We start from the raw sequence: 18,456 nt of genomic DNA, 5'->3' as shown, positions 1-18,456 counted from the left end.
TATATAAATGATTGATATTAACAAAATTCTTGATGAGGCAAGAGCTTTAGGGTGTTCGGATCTGCATTTCACTACCGATATTCCGCCTATTGTACGTCTTCATGGATCATTAAAACAAATGTCGGAATATCCGTCTTTAACTAATGATATTATTATGGATGTAATGAAGCAAATGACGAACGACGCTCAAAAGGCGAGTATCGCTCAAAGTATTGATACTGATTTTTCTTATGTAACAGAAAGCGGTTTTCGTCACAGAGTCAATATTTATTTTCAAAGAGGCAATACGGCAATTGCTATACGTCTTTTAAGAAACGATATTCCAACACTTGAAGAATTGAAGCTGCCTGATATTCTTTCTGATTTTTGCATGCGTCCAAGAGGTCTTGTACTTGTAACCGGTCCGACCGGCTCTGGTAAGTCAACTACTCTTGCTGCAATGATAGATTATGTAAACATTCATAAAAGTGCGCATATAATTACCGTAGAGGATCCTATAGAATATATGCATGAGCATAAACGCTGTATGGTAAATCAGAGAGAGGTCGGAATGGATGTACCGGACTTTGCGTCCGCACTAAGGGCCGCGCTTCGTGAGGATCCCGATGTAATACTTGTAGGAGAAATGCGTGATTTTGAGACCATTTCAGCGGCTGTAACCGCTGCTGAAACAGGTCATCTTGTTTTTTCAACGCTTCACACAACAAGCGCGTCTGACACAATAAACCGTATAATTGACGTTTATCCGGAACACCAGCAGCAGCAAATAAGAGCTCAGCTTGCGAATGTTCTTGTTGCGGTTATTTCACAGACTCTTGTACCTACTGCTGACGGAAAAGGAAGAATTGCCGCTCAAGAAATATTAAATGTGACGGACGCGTGCTCGGCTATGATAAGAGATAATAAGGTACATCTTATACAATCCGCAATACAGACGGGAAGGCAAAACGGTATGCAATGTCTTGATCAGGAACTCGCAAGACTTACTAAAAAAGGAATTATCAATGAAGAGCATGCTCTCGAAAAATGTCATGATAAACAAGAATTTTATCGGTTTCTTAATGCAAGATAGCGATACATTCAACAAAGAGTTGAAAATATTTGTGTAAAACGACGAAATTAATATATTTGAAAACGTTTAAAACTCTTAAAATGTAGAAGATTTTAAAATCTATTGACAATAAAAATCGCATATGATATTATATATACATACCAAAGAGATACTGGAAAATGACGTCAAATTATTTCTCTAATTTATACAGAATTGTTTCACTGATTTAGGAGGTTAGTTATGAAAACAAATAAGAAAATCAAAAATTATTCACTAAAAACAAATGGCAAAAAGAAAAGATTAAAAGGATTTACACTTGTTGAACTTATAGTTGTTATAGCTATTATTGGTATTCTTGCGGCAGTACTTATTCCTAATATGATGAATTATGTCAAAAAATCTCGGCTTTCAACTGCAAATGATGCTGCTGCAAAAATTGGTGAACAAGCAAATCTAATTGCTGCCGAGTTGGAAATGGATGATAAAACATTAAGTGGTACATATGCAACGGCAACGGCAAGTATTGAATTAAAAGGTGGAGAAAATGTAGGCGATTTTACATCGGCCTTAAATAAAGCTATTCCAGATTTAAGTGGAGATCTAAATATTACATTTGGATCAGATGGTCAAGTTGATTATGTTGTTTATCAAGAAAAAGATTCTGATTATATAGGTTCTTATCCTGATGCTGTAACAATGGATGAATATGAAGATGAAAAAACATTCGAGGAGATTGTAAGTAGATATAATAATACTTCTCCAACTGAAGCTAGTTAATTTTCAAGTTTTCCCTTCCTGAAATAAATTTTAAATAAGGTTCCTGTGTATTCGGGGACCTTATTTATATGAGAAGCGATAAGGGGGTATTAAATGAAAAAATATAATTTTAATGGGTATACACTTATTGAACTGGTTGTTGTAATAGCCATTATAGGGATACTTGCAACGGTAGCAGTTCCGAATATGGTTAGGCAGGTTGGTAAATCTAAATTTGAATCGGCTAACAAGCAGGCAGAATCAATATTTAATGCGGCGCAGACTGTAGTTCAGAGATATGAAATAATTGATAGAGCTATAAGCCCCGGAAACTCTAAGCTTTTCAGCGGAAATCATACGTTCGGAAATCTGTCCGGTAAAACCTTTAATGATACGGCAACTCCTGACGCCAGCGATATTCCGGAATTTTATAACAAGCTTAAGACTCTTAATACTCATTTAGACAACGGCTCCTGGGCATTGATTATCGAGGATTATAAGGTTAAATATGTATTATATTCAGATTCGGAAAACGATAAATATGTAGGAATATATCCACTGACAGATGATTATGACAGCTATGATAAAAGTAAAAATATTAAAATAAAATGGGACGAAATAGCTTCAGCTCCATAAATATTTTACTTATCGCTGCAATTACGCATGATTTTATATTGACATAAATTAGCGGTAATGATATAATTAAAATAATATAAATTTGGAGGACTTATCAATGCTATGTAAAAATTGCGGTGAAAAGGTTTTTGCAAACGAGGTTTGCGTATGCGGTGAAAAAGCGCCTAAAAAAAATTCAGGCGGGGTAGCGGTCAATTCTGTCATTTGCTTTATTGTGCTTATTATCTCCGCTATATGTCTTATTATTACTCTGTCGCTGAGAACTATTGTTAATAGGGACATGCTGATAAAGGCGGTAAATAAAGCTGATCTTTCAAAAATTGAAGTTGATGACGGTATGCTGCTTAATGAATATATTTATAATACATATGTAAATGATGAAAGAATAACCATTGAAAATATTGATAATATCTTATCTGATACATTTATTAAGGAATTCCTTATAGACAAAATATATGCTTATCAAGATTTTGTTATGGATAACGGAGAGCTTCCATATATTACTTCGGACGAAATAATAAAATTAATAGATGATAATGCAAATCTTCTTTTTGATGAAGCGGGACTACGTTTTCTTGATCCCGATAAGGAACAGCTCAGGGATGATTTATCCGAACTTAAAGATTTTGAAAACTTTTCACAAAAATATATTGATACGTCTTTCGGAACAAAGCTTGTACAAACATTTTTTTCCTATGCAAATATTATATTTTTATCTGCATTGATAATAATTATATTAATTCAATGGATAGTAGTATATAAAGCAAATTCAAGGCGGGCTGCAAAGGTTTTTAATAAATACGGTGCAGCAGTAGCGACTCCTGCGTCTATTATGTTTTTAGGTTTATTAGTTTTTTATCTGCTTATCAAATTTGTGCCAGAATATAATGCCGTTAATGTACTTTTATCTTCATCAATAATACCTTTTATCTTATATTCGGCAGCAGTTATGTTGTACGGGGATATATTCATTATAATTTCAGCGGTTTTAAATAAAAAGTATAAAGAAGGCAGAAATGCAAAGGAAACTTCTGTAAATTTAAGTGATGAATCCATTAAAGAAATTAGTGCGGCTGAATCATTTAACAGCGGGGAAGAAGCGTCGACGATAACTTCTGGTACAGAAAAAAATACATTAGGGATATGCAGTCAATGCGGACATCAAAATAAAAGTACGTCTGTTTTTTGCAGCAGATGCGGTAATAAACTTAAATAAAGGAAGAGCTTATGATATATAAAATAGATACCGTAGATTCAGATGATAAAATTTGTCAGCTTGAAAAATTAGCAAAGGAAATCTGGAATCAGCATTTTGTTCCGATAATCGGTCAGGATCAGGTCGATTATATGCTTAATAAATTTCAAAGCTTTGAATCAATAAAGACTCAGATTTCAGAAGGCATGAATTATTTTATTTTAAAATATGATAATGAAAACATTGGTTATTGCGGTTTTAAAAAGGATAAAAATAAAGTTTTTTTAAGTAAACTTTATATTAAAAAGAATTTTCGAGGTAATGGATATTCTAAAATTCTACTTAATAGGGTAATTAATTTTGCTAAAGAAAACGATTTAGGATCTATATATTTGACTGTGAATAAACATAATTCTAATACTATTTCCATTTATAAACATTTAAGATTTAAAATAATTGATTCTGTAGAAACCGATATTGGAAATAGTTTTATTATGGATGATTATATAATGGAACTTAAGCTCATAGGTTAGGTGAATTAATGTTAAGATTATTTATTTGTAAAAATTGTAAATTCTATTTTCCGGCAATGGGCGATAATGAAATCAATTGTCCTAAGTGTAAAAATCTGTCTATACCTACAGAATATTTTATGGTTGATTTATTGAATAATACTGCTAAAACAACAAGAGAAATATATGAAAAATATGGTGTTGAATATGAAGAATTTAAAGATATGATGAAACGAATAGACGAAGAAGAACGCTTAAGGAGAAGTTTAAAATATAAGATTCTTAAATTATTCCGTTCAATCAGAAAGTTTTTTATCGCGGTATCAAAAAAGTTTAAAAAATTATTTGCACATAAAAAATAAAGGACGCTTTAGCGCCCTTTATTTTTTATTTAAATGCTTTCATAGATTGTTTTAGCTTTTCCATCTTTTCTTCTGCTCTTAAAAGTTTTTCTCTTTCAGCCTCTATTAATTTTTCCGGAGCTTTGGAAATAAAGCCTTGGTTATTAAGCTTTCCGCTTAAAAAGTCTATGTCCTTTTGTACCTTTGCAATCTCCTTGTTTAAACGTGCCGTCTCCTTTTCCTTATCAATTAGATCCGTAAGCGGAATAAAAAGTCTTGCACTGTCTGTAACTGCTGTTACAGATTCAGCGATGTCATATTTTTCTGATACTTCAATTTCAGTAGCTGAAGCAAGTCTTTCAAAAAATATGCTGCATTTATTAAATAATTCGATGTCTTTCGTTTCAATATATATTTTTGCTTTAACTGAAGGCGGTACATTCATTTCTGTTCTTCTGTTTCTAACCGCTTTAATTGCATCTATTATTTTTGAGAAATCATCTTCTTCCTGTTTATAAGAATATTTTTCATTATAAACGGGATAGTCAGAAATCATAATCGGACTACTCTGATCAGTTAGTACCTGCCATATTTCTTCTGTGATATAAGGCATAAATGGATGCAGAAGCTTGAGCATTCCCTTCATAACCCAAACTAAAACAGATTGAGCCGTAGCTTTTGTTTCTCCTCCTTCTTGTATTCTTGGTTTTGTCAGTTCAATATACCAATCGCAATATATATCCCATATAAAGTCATAAAGCTTTGAAACTGCAACTCCGAGCTCAAATTTTTCAAGATTATAATTAACCTCTTTTGCAAGTGTATTAAATTTACTTACAATCCATTTATCTTCTATATTTAAATATTCCGGGAGATCGCCGCGCTTAAAATCGTCGTCAAGATTCATTATAATAAATCTTGAAGCATTCCATAGCTTATTAGCAAAGTTTCTTGCCGACTTTACTTTTTCTTCAATATATCTCATATCATTTCCGGGGGAGTTACCTGTAGCGAGCATGAATCTTAATGCGTCGGCGCCGTATTTATCTATTACTTCAAGAGGATCAATACCATTGCCAAGAGATTTTGACATTTTTCTTCCCTGTGAATCACGTACAAGTCCGTGAATGAGCACGGTTTTAAACGGAACCTGTCCGGTATACTCAATACCTGAAAACATCATTCTCATTACCCAGAATGGAATTATGTCATAACCCGTCACAAGAGTATTGGTAGGATAAAAATAATTGAAATCGTCAGATTTATCAGGCCATCCTAATGTGGAAAACGGCCATAGTGCAGACGAAAACCATGTGTCAAGAGTATCGGGATCCTGTCTCATTTCTAATCCACATTTAGGACAAATTGCTTTATTTTCTTTTGTAACTGTCATTTTATCACACTTGTCACAATAAAAAGCAGGTATCTGATGTCCCCACCAGATTTGTCTTGATATACACCAATCTCTAATATTTTCAAGCCAGTGAAAATATATTTTATCAAATCTCTCAGGTACGAATTTTGTTTCGCCCTTTTTAACAGCATCAATAGCTGGCTTGGCAAGCGGCTTCATTTTTACAAACCATTGAGTAGATACTTTTGGTTCAACTGTTGTACCGCATCTATAACATGTTCCAACATTGTGGCTGTAATCTTCTATTTTAACGAGAGCGCCTTCGGCTTCCAGATCTGAAACAATTGCTTTTCTTGCCTCATATCTGTCCATGCCGGCATATTTGGGGTAATCATCGGTAATTTTAGCGTCATCTGTCATAACATTTATAACCGGAAGATTATGACGAAGACCTACTTCAAAATCATTGGGATCGTGTGCCGGCGTAATTTTAACTACTCCCGTACCGAAATCCATTTCTACATAGCTGTCTGCAATAATAGGTATTTCTCTATGAACAATTGGAAGTATAACAGTTTTCCCAATAAGATTTTTATAACGTTCGTCATCAGGATTTACAGCAACCGCCGTATCCCCCAGAAGAGTTTCAGGACGTGTAGTAGCTAATTCTAGATAATCGTTGCTGTCCTTAATTTTATATCTGAGATGCCAGAAATATCCTGATTGATCTTCATATTCAACTTCAGCGTCAGACAGCGAGGTTTTACAGTTTGGACACCAGTTAATAATTCTTTCTCCCCTGTAAATAAGGCCTTTATTATAGTAATTTACAAAAGCTTCTTTAACAGCTTTTGAACAGCCTTCATCCATTGTAAAACGTTCCCTTGACCAATCGCATGAGGAGCCAAGTTTTTTTAGTTGTTCTACTATACGTCCGCCGTATTTTTCTTTCCATTCCCATGCGCGCTTCATAAAGCCTTCTCGTCCAAGGTCTTCTTTGGTTATACCTTCTTTTTTCATGGATTCAACGATTTTAGCTTCAGTTGCAATTGCAGCATGATCGGTTCCCGGAAGCCATAATGCAGCGTAACCGGACATTCTCTTCCATCTTATGAGTATATCCTGAAGAGTTTCGTCGAGCGCATGTCCCATATGAAGCTGACCTGTAATATTCGGGGGAGGTATAACAATGGTATAAGGCTTTTTGTTTTTATCAATTTCAGCCTTAAAGCAGTTGTTTTCATTCCAGTACTTATAAATTCTGTCCTCAAAATCTTTGGGACTATAAGATTTTGCAAGTTCCTTTCTCATTTTAAACATCTCCAATTCATAATACAAAATAAACAGCCTATGCAGAGTACTTGTATTTACTGCTTCAAGGCTGTCATAATACATATTAAAAATAATCATGAATAGCAGTAAAACATCTAAAAATAGACGTTTCTGACTACATATTCGCTTGTATAAAAGTGAATTTTCATAATTATCTCCGATTCATTGGTAAACTTTCTTTTTAATTATACTTTATTGGATTAATTTTGTCAAGAATATTGAATTATAAATATCGTTATAATATGAGAAAACAGTAACTGAAAATTGATTAACTAAAATTACAGTACCTTAAACTTGCAAAAATGTATAATTTGTGGTATTATTAAATAGTTTGAGATTTAAGAAGGGGCATAAATTATGGCAAAAAAAAATCAGGATTATGGTAATGAGAGTATTACCATGCTGAAAGGTCCGGATAAAGTCAGAAAACGTCCGGGAGTTATTTTTGGTTCTGACGGGCTTGACGGATGCGAACATTCAATATTTGAAGTAATATCCAATTCCATTGATGAGGCTCGCTCAGGATTTGGCAATAAAATAATTGTAACTAAATATATTGATAATGTGATAGAAGTAGAGGATTTTGGCAGAGGATGTCCTGTTGATTTCAATAAAACGGAACAGCGTTATAATTGGGAGCTTGTATACTGCGAGCTTTATGCCGGAGGCAAGTACGATGACAATTCTGAAATGTATGAATATTCTCTCGGACTTAACGGTCTTGGACTTTGTTCAACTCAGTTTGCTTCTGAATTTATGGACGTCGAAGTAGTCAGAGACGGATACAAATATAACCTTCATTTTGAAAAGGGAGAAAATATAGGGGGATTGACTAAAAAAAAGACCGCTCAAAAGCAAACAGGTACAAAAACCAAATGGAAACCGGATTTAGAAGTATTTACAGATATTAACGCCGAAGATGATTTTTTTAGAGACGTTTTAAAACGGCAGGCCGTTATAAATCCTAATCTTCTTTTTATTTATCGTAGTCAAAATGAGGACGGTTCATTTAGTGAAACTGAATATATTTATGAGAATGGTATAACCGATTATGTAAATGAAATTGCAAACGGGCAGAATTTTACATCGGTTCAGTTTTGGCAGACAGAAAAAAGAGGCCGCGACAGAGACGATAAATCGGAATATAAGGTTAAGATGTCCTTTGCGCTTACATTTTCTAATCAAATTAAAAAAATAGAATATTATCATAATTCAAGCTTTCTCGAGCATGGCGGCTCTCCGGAAAGGGCGGTAAAGCAGGCTTTTGTTTCACAAATAGATTCGTACTTGAAACAAAATGATAAATATAAACAGAATGAGGGAAAAATAACCTTTGCTGATGTTGAAGATTGTCTGATACTTGTTTCATCGTCTTTTTCGACTCAGACTTCATATGAAAATCAAACTAAAAAATCTATTACTAATAAATTTATATATGAGTCGATGACAGAATTCCTAAAGCATCAGCTTGAAGTTTATTTTATAGAAAATCCTGATGAAGCTCTGAAAATATCTGAGCAAATTATGGTAAACAAACGCAGCCGTGAAAATGCTGAAAAAACGCGTTTGAATTTAAAGAAAAAGCTTGCGGGAACAATAGATTTATCTAATATGGTAAAAAAGTTTGTTGATTGCCGCACGAAGGACGTAAACAGACGAGAGCTTTATATAGTAGAAGGAGATTCGGCTCTCGGATCCGTAAAACTTGCAAGGGAATCTGAATTTCAGGCGGTTATACCCATAAGAGGGAAAATACTTAATTGTCTTAAAGCAGATTTTAATAAAATATTTAAGAATGATATTATTGTTGATATAATAAAGGTATTGGGATGCGGCGTTGAAGTAAGAACCAAAGCAAACAAGGATTTTTCTTATTTTAATCTTGACGGACTGAAATGGAATAAAATAGTAATATGTACAGACGCTGACGTAGACGGTTTTCAGATACGTACCTTGATACTGACAATGCTTTACAGATTAACGCCTACATTGATTGAACAGGGCTATGTATATATCGCTGAATCGCCTTTGTTTGAGATTACTACTAAAGATAAAACTTTTTTCGCTTATAATGAAAAGGAAAAAAGCGATATATTAAAAATTATCGGAAATAAAAAATATACCCTCCAACGTTCTAAAGGACTCGGCGAAAATGAGCCTGACATGATGTCGTTGACTACTATGAATCCAGAAACGCGTCGTCTGATAAAAGTCACTCCGGATAGTTTTGAAGAAACAGTTCATATGTTTGATATGCTTTTAGGAGATGATTTACAGGGACGAAAAGATTATATTTCAAAATATGGAAGCGACTATTTGGATATGGCGGATATTTCATAAATACGGTTTAAAGGAGTGAACAAAATGCCTAAAAAAAGCAAAGACGGCTCTGGCAAAATAAAAAGAAATTATCCCGATGCGTTTATTGAAAACGCGGGTATAGTTGTTCAGGAAAAAATAACGGATACTCTTGAAAAAAATTATATGCCTTATGCTATGAGCGTCATTGTTTCAAGAGCCCTTCCTGAGATTGACGGCTTTAAGCCTTCACACCGAAAATTGCTTTATACTATGTATAAGCAAGGTCTGCTGACAGGGAAAAGAACCAAGTCGGCAAATGTAGTTGGTGAAACTATGAAGCTTAATCCTCACGGAGACGGTGCAATTTATGAAACTATGGTTAGGCTTTCAAGAGGAAATGAAACGCTGCTTCATCCGTATGTTGATTCAAAGGGTAATTTCGGAAAATCATATTCAAGGGATATGGCATATGCCGCGTCAAGATATACCGAAGTAAAGCTTGATCCAATATGCAACGAACTTTTCAGAGATATAGATAAAGATACAGTTGATTTTGTACCTAATTATGATAATTCTACTACCGAGCCTACATTATTTCCGACTACTTTTCCGACAATACTGGTAAATGCGAACATGGGAATAGCAGTATCAATGGCAAGCAGTGTGTGTCCATTTAATCTGGCTGAGGTATGTGAAACATGTATAGCGTATATAAAAAATCCTGATCACGATATTATAAGCACTTTAAAAGGCCCGGATTTTCCGGGAGGCGGATTTATGCTTTATGATGAAGAGGAAATAAAAGAAATTTTCCGAACGGGGAGAGGCTCTATAAAGCTGCGATCCAAGTATAATTACGATAAATCTGCAAATTGCATTGAAATAACCCAGATTCCTTATAGCACTACTATTGAGGCGATAATAGAAAAAATAATTGATTTGATAAAACAGGGGAAAATCAAGGAAATTTCGTATATACGCGATGAAACAGATTTGAACGGTCTTAAAATAGCGATAGATTTAAAAAGGGGAGTGGATCCGGAGAAGTTAATGAACAAGCTTTTTAAGCTTACTCCTCTTCAGGATAATTATTCATGTAATTTCAATATTCTTATCGGCGGAGTTCCGCGGGTTATGGGAATTAGAGAAATATTAGGAGAATGGGTGGCATTCAGAGAAGAATGCGTTAAAAGACGGGTTTATTTTGATCTAAATAAAAATAAACAAAAGCTTCATCTTCTTAAAGGTCTTGAAAAAATTTTATTAGATATAGACAAGGCAATAAAAATTGTAAGAGAAACCGAGGAAGAAAACGAAGTTATTCCAAATTTGATGACGGGATTTGGGATAGATGAAACACAGGCTGAATATGTAGCGGAAATAAAGCTCCGGCATCTTAATCGCGAGTATATATTAAATCGATTAAAGGAAATAGAGAATCTTGAAAAAGATATAAGTGAAATGGAAGGTATACTTTCTGATAAGAAAAAGGTCAGAAATATAATTATATCAGAACTTCGAAATGTCGCAAAAAAATACAGCAAACCAAGAAATACTATGTTTTATTATAAAAATGATATAGTCGAACCAGATTTTGAAGAGGAAACGCCGGATTATCCGGTTAATATATTTTTATCTGAAAGCGGATATCTTAAAAAGATTACTCCTCAATCACTTCGGATGAGCAATGAACAGAAGCTTAAAGACGGAGATAGAATTATAGCTCATTACGAAGTTACAAACAAAACTGACTTATTATTCTTTACCAATCAATGTCAGGTTTATAAAACAAAAGCGTCGGCTTTCGATGATACTAAGGCAAGCGTGTTAGGAGATTATATACCTGTTAAACTTGGTTTTGATGAAAACGAAAGTCTTGTATATATGGCAGTGACCGACAATTATGAAGGGTACATGCTGTTTTTCTTTAAAAACGGAAAAGCGGCGAAAGTATATCTTTCATCTTATGCAACTAAAACAAACCGAAAAAAACTTGCCAATGCGTATTCAGGAAAGCATGAACTTATTTATATCTGTCAGATCAATGAAGATATTGACGTTATCGCAAAATCATCTTCCGGAAAAGCTTTGATTTTTAATACATCGCTGTTGAATTCTAAATCTTCTCGTGATACTATCGGAGTACAGGTTATGAATCTGAAGGAAAATGAAATAATGGAAAATGCAATAAGTATTAAGGAAGATGATTTGAAGAAATATAAAAAATATATTTCTTTAAAAATACCGGCTTCAGGAATAAGCTCAAAGGATTTAATGAATATAGACCAGTTAAAATTATAGTAAATTTGATAATAATGTATAAAATATCAGATTATATTTATCCTAAATTTGCAGATTTTGTCGTTTTTTCAGTTTGGTATGTACTTTTTTCATTGTCTATGTTATAATGAATGTGCTTGTGTTAAATAATAGTAAAATACAAGTAAAAAAATATAAAAGTATAGAGGGCGCTTCTTGGGAGGAAGTTATGTCAACAACTGAAATAATTCAAATTTGTATTACTACCTTCGGCGGTATTGCCTTGCTTCTTTACGGTATGCATATTCTGGGAGCAGGGTTGGAGAAAATTTCCGGCGGAAAAATGGAAAAAATATTAGAAAAGCTCACAAATAACATATTTAAGGCTGTTATTTTGGGCGCCTTGGTTACTGCGGTAATTCAAAGCTCAAGCGCAACGACAGTTATAGTCGTAGGTCTTGTTAATTCCGGTATTTTAAAGCTATCGTCTGCCGTAGGCATCATAATGGGAGCAAATATAGGAACTACTATAACCGGACAGATTTTAAGATTAGGAGATCTTGAAAACAACGAATCTCTTGGAACCGCCATGGAATTCCTTACACCGACATACCTTGCTCCATTCTTAGCTATAATTGGAATATTGATTATTATGATTACTAAGAAGGATAACATAAAATCAATAGGCGATATTTGTCTTGGACTTGGTATTTTATTTACAGGAATGCTTTCTCTTACCGATTCCGTTAAACCTCTTTCTGAGCTTGAGGCATTTAGAAGCGTATTTGCAAGCTTGGAAAATCCTGTTCTTGGAATATTGGCAGGTACAATTATAACGGCTGTAATACAAAGCTCTTCAGCTTCAATCGGTATTTTACAGGCAGTTTCAACTACAGGTTTGCTTAAATTTTCAGCAGCTTTCCCTATTATTATGGGACAAAATATCGGTACGTGCTCTACGTCCATAATTTCAAGTATAGGCGCAAGCAAAAACGCAAAACGCGCCGCTATGGTTCATTTTTATTTCAATCTTATAGGAACCTTGATTTTTCTTGTGTTTATTTATATCTTAAAAGCTGCCGGAATGATTGATGGCTGGAATAATGTTATGGATATGGGTTCGATAGCCAACTTTCACACATTTTTTAATGTAGTAGTTACTTTGATCTTTATTCCATTTCATAAGCTGCTTGAAAAGCTCGCTGTTCTGACAATAAGAAATTCACCTGAAGAAGATGATGACGATTCTGCAATGGATACGGGTGAAAGTATGCTTGATTCACGTTTTCTCAAGTCTCCGTCGCTCGCTATACAGCATGCAAAAAATGCCGTTGCTTATATGGGAAATTTATCAAAAAAGAATTTTCAATTAAGCTGCGAGCTATATGAAAATTTTGATATTAAAGGTATTGAAAAAATTAAAGAACGCGAAAGTATTATCGATCGTATAGAAGATAAACTTAATTCTTATCTTGTTTCTATTACAGATTGTGAGCTTAATGCAACTGAAAGTAGGAGCGTTACTTCCTTAATTCATACAATCACTGACTTTGAAAGAATAGGCGATTATGCATATAATATAATGGAGCGTGCTGAAAATATGCATGATAAAGAACAGGCGCTATCAGAAGAAGCTATCAGAGATATGAAGCTTATATCATCTGCGGTAACAGAAATTATAGAAATGGCAGTTATGACTGTCGAATATGACGATTCTGAAACCGCTATTAAAATCGAACCTTTAGAAGAAACTATTGATCAGTTGGAATATAAACTTAAAAACAGACATATAGACAGATTAAAAGAAGGAAGCTGTGCTATTGACCGTGGAGTTCATTTCCTTGATATTTTATCCGATATGGAAAGAGTAGCAGATCATTGTTCAAATATAGGAGTTCATATATTGACTAAGAATAATCCTAAAGACGAACTCAATCACCACGAATATATTCAAAGAATTCATAAGGGAGAATCTAAAGAATATATGGACGCTTTTAATGAATATTCTATAAAATATAATATAAATTAAAATATAGTAAAAAGGAGTAAAACAAGTTGCTTAACTTGACTTACTCCTTTTTATAATAAATAAAGAAATTCCCCTTTTGTTAAACGAGGCTTATTAAACCGCATTATGGCAAAAGGGGATATATGATTTTATTTAATAATAAGATTATTTCCGTCAAAATCAAGTATTATGGTTGATTCTGGAGAAACATCGTCGGCAATAATTTTTTTGGCAATCAAAGTTTCAGCTTTTCTTTGTAAAAATCTTCTGAGAGGTCGCGCACCGTAATTCGGATCATAGCCTTGTTCGATAATATAATTCTTAGCCTTATCTGTTACTTCAATATTAAGCTGTTTGTCCTTTAAGCGTTCTCTTAAATCATTAATCATGAGGTCAACAATACTATAAATCTCATGCTTTGTAAGAGGCTTGTAAAATACAATTTCGTCAAGACGGTTTAAAAATTCCGGTCTGAATTGTTGTTTTAATAATGAATCAACCTTTGATCTTGCGTCTTGACTAATTTCTCCACTTTCATTAATACCGTCAAGAATATACGGCGATCCTAAGTTTGAAGTCAAAATAATTATAGTATTCTTAAAATCAACAGTTCTTCCCTGAGAGTCGGTAATACGTCCGTCATCTAAAACCTGAAGCAAAATATTGAAAACATCAGGATGCGCTTTCTCTACCTCGTCAAGTAGAATGACTGAATAAGGTTTTCTTCTTACAGCTTCTGTCAACTGACCTCCCTCTTCATAACCGACATATCCCGGAGGAGCTCCTATAAGGCGACTTACACTGAATTTTTCCATGTATTCGCTCATATCAATACGAACGATATTATGTTCATCGTCAAATAACGATTCAGCAAGAGCTTTAGCAAGTTCAGTTTTACCAACTCCGGTAGGACCAAGAAAGAGAAAAGAACCAATAGGTCTGTTTGGATCCTGTATACCTGCTCTTGAACGAATAATTGCTTCGCTTACTTTTTTAACGGCTTCATCCTGACCGATAACACGTTTATGAAGTACATCTTCTAAATGCAAAAGCTTATCGCGTTCACCCTCCATTAGCTTTGATACCGGTATACCTGTCCATCTGCAAATAATTCTCGCTATTTCTTCATCAGTAACCTTATCCCTTAAAAGAGAATCTCCAGTTTTGGCCTTTTCTGCGATTTTTTCTTCTTCCTCCAGCTCCCTTTGTAATTGCGGGAGTTTTCCGTATTTTAATTCCGCTGCTTTATTAAGGTCATATTCGCGCTCTGCTTTTGAAATATCTGCATTTATTTTTTCAATGTCTTCTCTGAGCTTTTGTACCTTTGTAATAGCAGATTTTTCATTCTCCCACTTTGCTTTCATCTCGTTAAATTTACCGCGCATTTCTGCAAGTTCCTTTTGCACTTCTTTTAAATGTTCGGCTGAAATTTTATCGTTTTCTTTTTTAAGAGCCGCTTCTTCTATTTCATGCTGTATAATTTTTCTTGAAATTTCATCAAGCTCTGTCGGCATCGAGTCTATTTCTGTCCTAATCATTGCACATGCCTCGTCTACGAGATCAATCGCCTTGTCCGGAAGAAATCTATCGCTGATATATCTGTCGGAAAGAGCAGCTGCAGCAATTAACGCCTGATCGTGAATCTTAACTCCATGGAAAACCTCATAACGTTCCTTTAAGCCTCTTAATATAGATATAGTATCTTCTACGGTAGGTTCGTTTACCATAACCGGTTGAAAACGTCTTTCAAGAGCAGCGTCCTTTTCGATATATTGTCTATATTCGTTAAGAGTCGTTGCGCCTATACAATGCAATTCTCCTCTTGCCAGCATAGGCTTCAGAAGATTACCGGCATCCATTGCGCCATCTGTTTTCCCCGCTCCTACTATTGTATGAAGTTCATCAATAAAAAGAATTATTCTGCCTTCACTTTTTTTAATCTCTGATAAAACGGCTTTTAATCTTTCCTCAAACTCTCCTCTGTATTTAGCGCCTGCAACAAGCGCTCCTAAATCCAGCGAAAAAATTTTTCTGTCCTTAAGACTATCGGGAACATCGCCCGCTACAATTCTCAGAGCGAGCCCTTCTGCTATTGCAGTTTTACCAACCCCCGGTTCACCGATTAAAACAGGATTATTTTTAGTTTTTCTGGATAAAATCCTTATTACATTTCTGATCTCACTATCACGTCCAATTACAGGATCAAGCTTATTATTTCTTGCAAGCTCCACCAGCTCCTGACCGTATTTAGCAAGTACATCATATGTTTCCTCAGGATTTTGATTTGTAACCTTTGCATTTCCTCTAACTTCCATCAAAGCCTTTAAAAATTTATCTTTATTAATAGAAAATGCTCTGAATGTTTCTTTAAGCTTAGATGTAGGATTTTCAAGCAGCGATAAAAATATGTGTTCCACTGAAACATATTCATCTTTCATACTTTTAGCTTGCTTTTCAGAATCGACAAGTATTCTGTCTGCTTCATTGGATATATACACAGCGCCGTTTTGACGTCCTGATCCCGTAACCTTAGGCAAAGATGATATAATCTGAATAACAGCTCCTATGAGCGCTTGAACATCAGTATTCATCTTCTGTATAAGCTGACCGATTAGACCATTTTCCTGACTAAGCAGAGCATATGTTAGATGTTCCGGTTCAATGGCATTATTCTGATATTCTGTTGCAGTATCCTGAGCATATTGAAGGGCTTCAAGAGACTTTTGAGTAAATTTTTGAACATTCATAAAAATACCTCCTTAAATAATAATTAAACCTATTTTAATATTATCTAAAAACATTTTTTCCATTTTTTCAATTGTTGATTCAGGATCTTCTATATTTGCAAAATAAAGTTTTATTTCTGAATCAAGCAATCTTATATAATCGCCTATGGCTTTTCCAAGGACTTCCGGATTTTTATGTTTAACAGGTTCCGATATTTTAAGACTACGTATAAACTTTCCTTCTTTATAAGCATATTCCACACCCTCCGGAAAATATTTATTTATATGTTTTTTCTCGAGACTATACCACAAATTAAAGAAATGGCCAAGAAAATTGATCAGATCAGAATTCTGAGTTCGGAACGAAACGCAAAGATAACCGAATACATCGTTTTTAATTTCTTTTAGAAGTTCGATACGGTATCTTATGGTTGGCTTATACTTGTAACGCAGTGGGCTTTTTATAAAAAGCATAGCATTTGACGATTGTCCTTGAATCTGAAAATGATTATCCATAATTGTTCTCATACAGTCGAAAACATCTTTAATAAGACTTTCAGGAGTCTTAAACGATACATGTTCTGCGAGTATTTGATTAATCAGATTTGAACGGCTTGTATTTAATTTATATGCCATATCATCAATAGCTTTGACTACGTCGTCCATAAGTACAAGACTATAAACGCTTTTTTTCATTTTCTCCCTCCTTTTATTACAATTATAGCATTAGTTTCATAACTTGTCAAGCATTTTATATAATTTATCGTTCAAATTATTATTTTGTGCAGATGAAAAAAACCGCACTAAAAAGTGCGGTAAAAATTTATACTTGAGACGCAAGCAGAGTTTTAATTTTTTCATGAGGATCAATAACAGTACTTATGGAAACATCATGATTTATTGACGCAATAAAATATGCAATATATTTAGAAACATCAACCTCATGAAACCACGGACGTTTTAAAAGCTCAGGTGATCTATATGTTAAATTGGTTCCGAAAACTCCTGAAATATAACCGTCTTCATAAGCCTTGTCAAATTTTTCAAAACCGTTAGTGAAAAGTCCGTAAGTACCATAAGCAAAAAATCTCCTTGCTTTTTTTGCTTTTAAAGCATAAGCAATATCCAAAACGGATTCTCCGGAAGAAATTATATCGTCTGCTACGAAAACATCTTTTCCTTCCATAGAATTACCCAAGTATTCATGAGCGACTATAGGATTCCTGCCGTCAACAATTTTAGAATAATCACGTCTCTTATAAAACATACCCATATCTACGCCTAAAACAGAAGCATAATACATATTTCTATTGAGCGCTCCTTCATCAGGACTTACAACCATAAATTCGTCTTTATTAATTACAAGATCTTTGACATTTTTTAATAACGCTTTCAAAACCTGATATGATGGGATTACATTATCGAATCCCATTAATGGAATCGCATTATGTACTCTTGGATCATGAGCGTCGAATGTTACTATATTTGATACTCCCATAGACTGAAGCTCCTGAAGAGCGCAAGCACAGTCAAGAGACTCGCGGTAACTTCTCTTATGCTGACGTCCGCCGTATAGGATAGGCATAATAACGTTGATTCTGTGCGCTTTGCCGGAAATAGCCTGAATTATTCTTTTAAGATCCTGATAATGGTCGTCAGGAGACATATAATTTTCTCTGCCGAACATTTGATAAGTGCAACTGTAATTGCCTACGTCTACTACAATAAAAATATCCTTACCTCTAACGGTAGATTCGATTAGTCCCTTTCCGTCTCCTGAGGCAAATCTCGGGCATTGGTTTTTAATGAGAAGAGTATCAATATCATATCCTCCTTTTTGAGCCCATGAAACAAGATATCTGTCAATCATCTTTCCAAGCTCAGCAGCGCCCTCAAGAGCAATTATTCCAAGAGGAGCTACACTTGTCTGTGAATTAAATAAAACTTCGCTTGCTTTTGCAGTCATTAGCTTTTACCTTTTCCTT

General features: G+C 34.3%; 13 protein-coding genes. 9 read left to right on the top strand and 4 right to left on the bottom strand.

What is annotated here, in order from left to right; all coding sequences use genetic code 11:
• Window positions 1-7 precede the first annotated feature (7 nt).
• From ACYQ0N_RS07840 to ACYQ0N_RS07815, 6 genes are all read left to right on the top strand, one after another.
• The gene (locus tag ACYQ0N_RS07840; RefSeq protein WP_177533055.1) at window positions 8-1,072 is read left to right on the top strand and encodes a type IV pilus twitching motility protein PilT; all 1,065 of its coding nucleotides are present in this window, start codon (window positions 8-10) and stop codon (window positions 1,070-1,072) included.
• Between the two features lie 219 nt (window positions 1,073-1,291).
• Window positions 1,292-1,828 (top strand): type IV pilin protein, encoded by a 537-nt coding sequence (locus ACYQ0N_RS07835; RefSeq protein ID WP_177533054.1) that lies wholly within the window; start codon window positions 1,292-1,294, stop codon window positions 1,826-1,828.
• Window positions 1,829-1,921: 93 nt separating this feature from the next.
• Window positions 1,922-2,443 (top strand): type IV pilin protein, encoded by a 522-nt coding sequence (locus ACYQ0N_RS07830; protein WP_177533053.1) that lies wholly within the window; start codon window positions 1,922-1,924, stop codon window positions 2,441-2,443.
• 97 nt (window positions 2,444-2,540) lie between these two features.
• The gene (locus tag ACYQ0N_RS07825) at window positions 2,541-3,659 is read left to right on the top strand and encodes a zinc ribbon domain-containing protein (protein ID WP_177533052.1); all 1,119 of its coding nucleotides are present in this window, start codon (window positions 2,541-2,543) and stop codon (window positions 3,657-3,659) included.
• An 11-nt stretch (window positions 3,660-3,670) separates the two neighbouring features.
• Complete coding sequence (locus tag ACYQ0N_RS07820; protein WP_177533051.1) at window positions 3,671-4,171, top strand: GNAT family N-acetyltransferase; 501 nt, start codon at window positions 3,671-3,673, stop codon at window positions 4,169-4,171.
• Between the two features lie 8 nt (window positions 4,172-4,179).
• Window positions 4,180-4,512, top strand: coding sequence for a hypothetical protein (locus ACYQ0N_RS07815; RefSeq protein WP_177533050.1), 333 nt, complete (start codon window positions 4,180-4,182; stop codon window positions 4,510-4,512).
• Window positions 4,513-4,537: 25 nt separating this feature from the next.
• Here ACYQ0N_RS07815 and ACYQ0N_RS07810 read toward each other — a convergent pair whose 3' ends face one another.
• A complete protein-coding gene (locus tag ACYQ0N_RS07810) occupies window positions 4,538-7,156 on the bottom strand; it encodes a valine--tRNA ligase (RefSeq protein ID WP_460162374.1) in 2,619 nt (872 codons plus the stop codon).
• A 378-nt stretch (window positions 7,157-7,534) separates the two neighbouring features.
• On the opposite strand from ACYQ0N_RS07810, the gene ACYQ0N_RS07805 reads away from it, so the two are divergent.
• The 3 genes from ACYQ0N_RS07805 (at window position 7,535) to ACYQ0N_RS07795 (ending at window position 13,766) form a co-directional block, all read left to right on the top strand.
• Window positions 7,535-9,517 (top strand): toprim domain-containing protein, encoded by a 1,983-nt coding sequence (locus tag ACYQ0N_RS07805; protein WP_460162373.1) that lies wholly within the window; start codon window positions 7,535-7,537, stop codon window positions 9,515-9,517.
• Window positions 9,518-9,541: 24 nt separating this feature from the next.
• Complete coding sequence (locus ACYQ0N_RS07800; RefSeq protein ID WP_177533047.1) at window positions 9,542-11,779, top strand: DNA gyrase subunit A; 2,238 nt, start codon at window positions 9,542-9,544, stop codon at window positions 11,777-11,779.
• 187 nt (window positions 11,780-11,966) lie between these two features.
• The gene (locus ACYQ0N_RS07795) at window positions 11,967-13,766 is read left to right on the top strand and encodes a Na/Pi cotransporter family protein (protein WP_177533046.1); all 1,800 of its coding nucleotides are present in this window, start codon (window positions 11,967-11,969) and stop codon (window positions 13,764-13,766) included.
• Between the two features lie 128 nt (window positions 13,767-13,894).
• Here the strand turns inward: ACYQ0N_RS07795 and clpB are convergent, their stop codons facing one another.
• The 3 genes from clpB to ACYQ0N_RS07780 all read right to left on the bottom strand — a co-directional run bounded on the left by clpB (window position 13,895) and on the right by ACYQ0N_RS07780 (window position 18,437).
• Window positions 13,895-16,492, bottom strand: a complete 2,598-nt coding sequence (clpB, locus tag ACYQ0N_RS07790; protein WP_177533045.1) for an ATP-dependent chaperone ClpB — start codon at window positions 16,490-16,492, stop codon at window positions 13,895-13,897.
• 12 nt (window positions 16,493-16,504) lie between these two features.
• Window positions 16,505-17,167 (bottom strand): hypothetical protein, encoded by a 663-nt coding sequence (locus ACYQ0N_RS07785; RefSeq protein ID WP_177533044.1) that lies wholly within the window; start codon window positions 17,165-17,167, stop codon window positions 16,505-16,507.
• Window positions 17,168-17,294: 127 nt separating this feature from the next.
• On the bottom strand, window positions 17,295-18,437 hold the full coding sequence (locus ACYQ0N_RS07780; protein ID WP_177533043.1) for a ribose-phosphate pyrophosphokinase: 1,143 nt from the start codon (window positions 18,435-18,437) through the stop codon (window positions 17,295-17,297).
• Window positions 18,438-18,456: the final 19 nt, after the last annotated feature.

This window comes from Ruminococcus sporogenes (assembly GCF_054655175.1).
This window is presented reverse-complemented; position numbering and strand designations above follow the sequence as displayed.

What these genes read in the sequence shown, in the direction of transcription:
- ACYQ0N_RS07825 (WP_177533052.1), top strand. Translation starts at nt 2,541, where the DNA reads ATGCTATGTAAAAATTGCGGTGAAAAGGTTTTTGCAAACGAGGTTTGC.
- clpB (WP_177533045.1), bottom strand. Translation starts at nt 16,492, where the DNA reads ATGAATGTTCAAAAATTTACTCAAAAGTCTCTTGAAGCCCTTCAATAT.
- ACYQ0N_RS07830 (WP_177533053.1), top strand. Translation starts at nt 1,922, where the DNA reads ATGAAAAAATATAATTTTAATGGGTATACACTTATTGAACTGGTTGTT.
- ACYQ0N_RS07805 (WP_460162373.1), top strand. Translation starts at nt 7,535, where the DNA reads ATGGCAAAAAAAAATCAGGATTATGGTAATGAGAGTATTACCATGCTG.
- ACYQ0N_RS07820 (WP_177533051.1), top strand. Translation starts at nt 3,671, where the DNA reads ATGATATATAAAATAGATACCGTAGATTCAGATGATAAAATTTGTCAG.
- ACYQ0N_RS07785 (WP_177533044.1), bottom strand. Translation starts at nt 17,167, where the DNA reads ATGAAAAAAAGCGTTTATAGTCTTGTACTTATGGACGACGTAGTCAAA.
- ACYQ0N_RS07800 (WP_177533047.1), top strand. Translation starts at nt 9,542, where the DNA reads ATGCCTAAAAAAAGCAAAGACGGCTCTGGCAAAATAAAAAGAAATTAT.
- ACYQ0N_RS07795 (WP_177533046.1), top strand. Translation starts at nt 11,967, where the DNA reads ATGTCAACAACTGAAATAATTCAAATTTGTATTACTACCTTCGGCGGT.
- ACYQ0N_RS07815 (WP_177533050.1), top strand. Translation starts at nt 4,180, where the DNA reads ATGTTAAGATTATTTATTTGTAAAAATTGTAAATTCTATTTTCCGGCA.
- ACYQ0N_RS07840 (WP_177533055.1), top strand. Translation starts at nt 8, where the DNA reads ATGATTGATATTAACAAAATTCTTGATGAGGCAAGAGCTTTAGGGTGT.
- ACYQ0N_RS07835 (WP_177533054.1), top strand. Translation starts at nt 1,292, where the DNA reads ATGAAAACAAATAAGAAAATCAAAAATTATTCACTAAAAACAAATGGC.
- ACYQ0N_RS07780 (WP_177533043.1), bottom strand. Translation starts at nt 18,437, where the DNA reads ATGACTGCAAAAGCAAGCGAAGTTTTATTTAATTCACAGACAAGTGTA.
- ACYQ0N_RS07810 (WP_460162374.1), bottom strand. Translation starts at nt 7,156, where the DNA reads ATGAGAAAGGAACTTGCAAAATCTTATAGTCCCAAAGATTTTGAGGAC.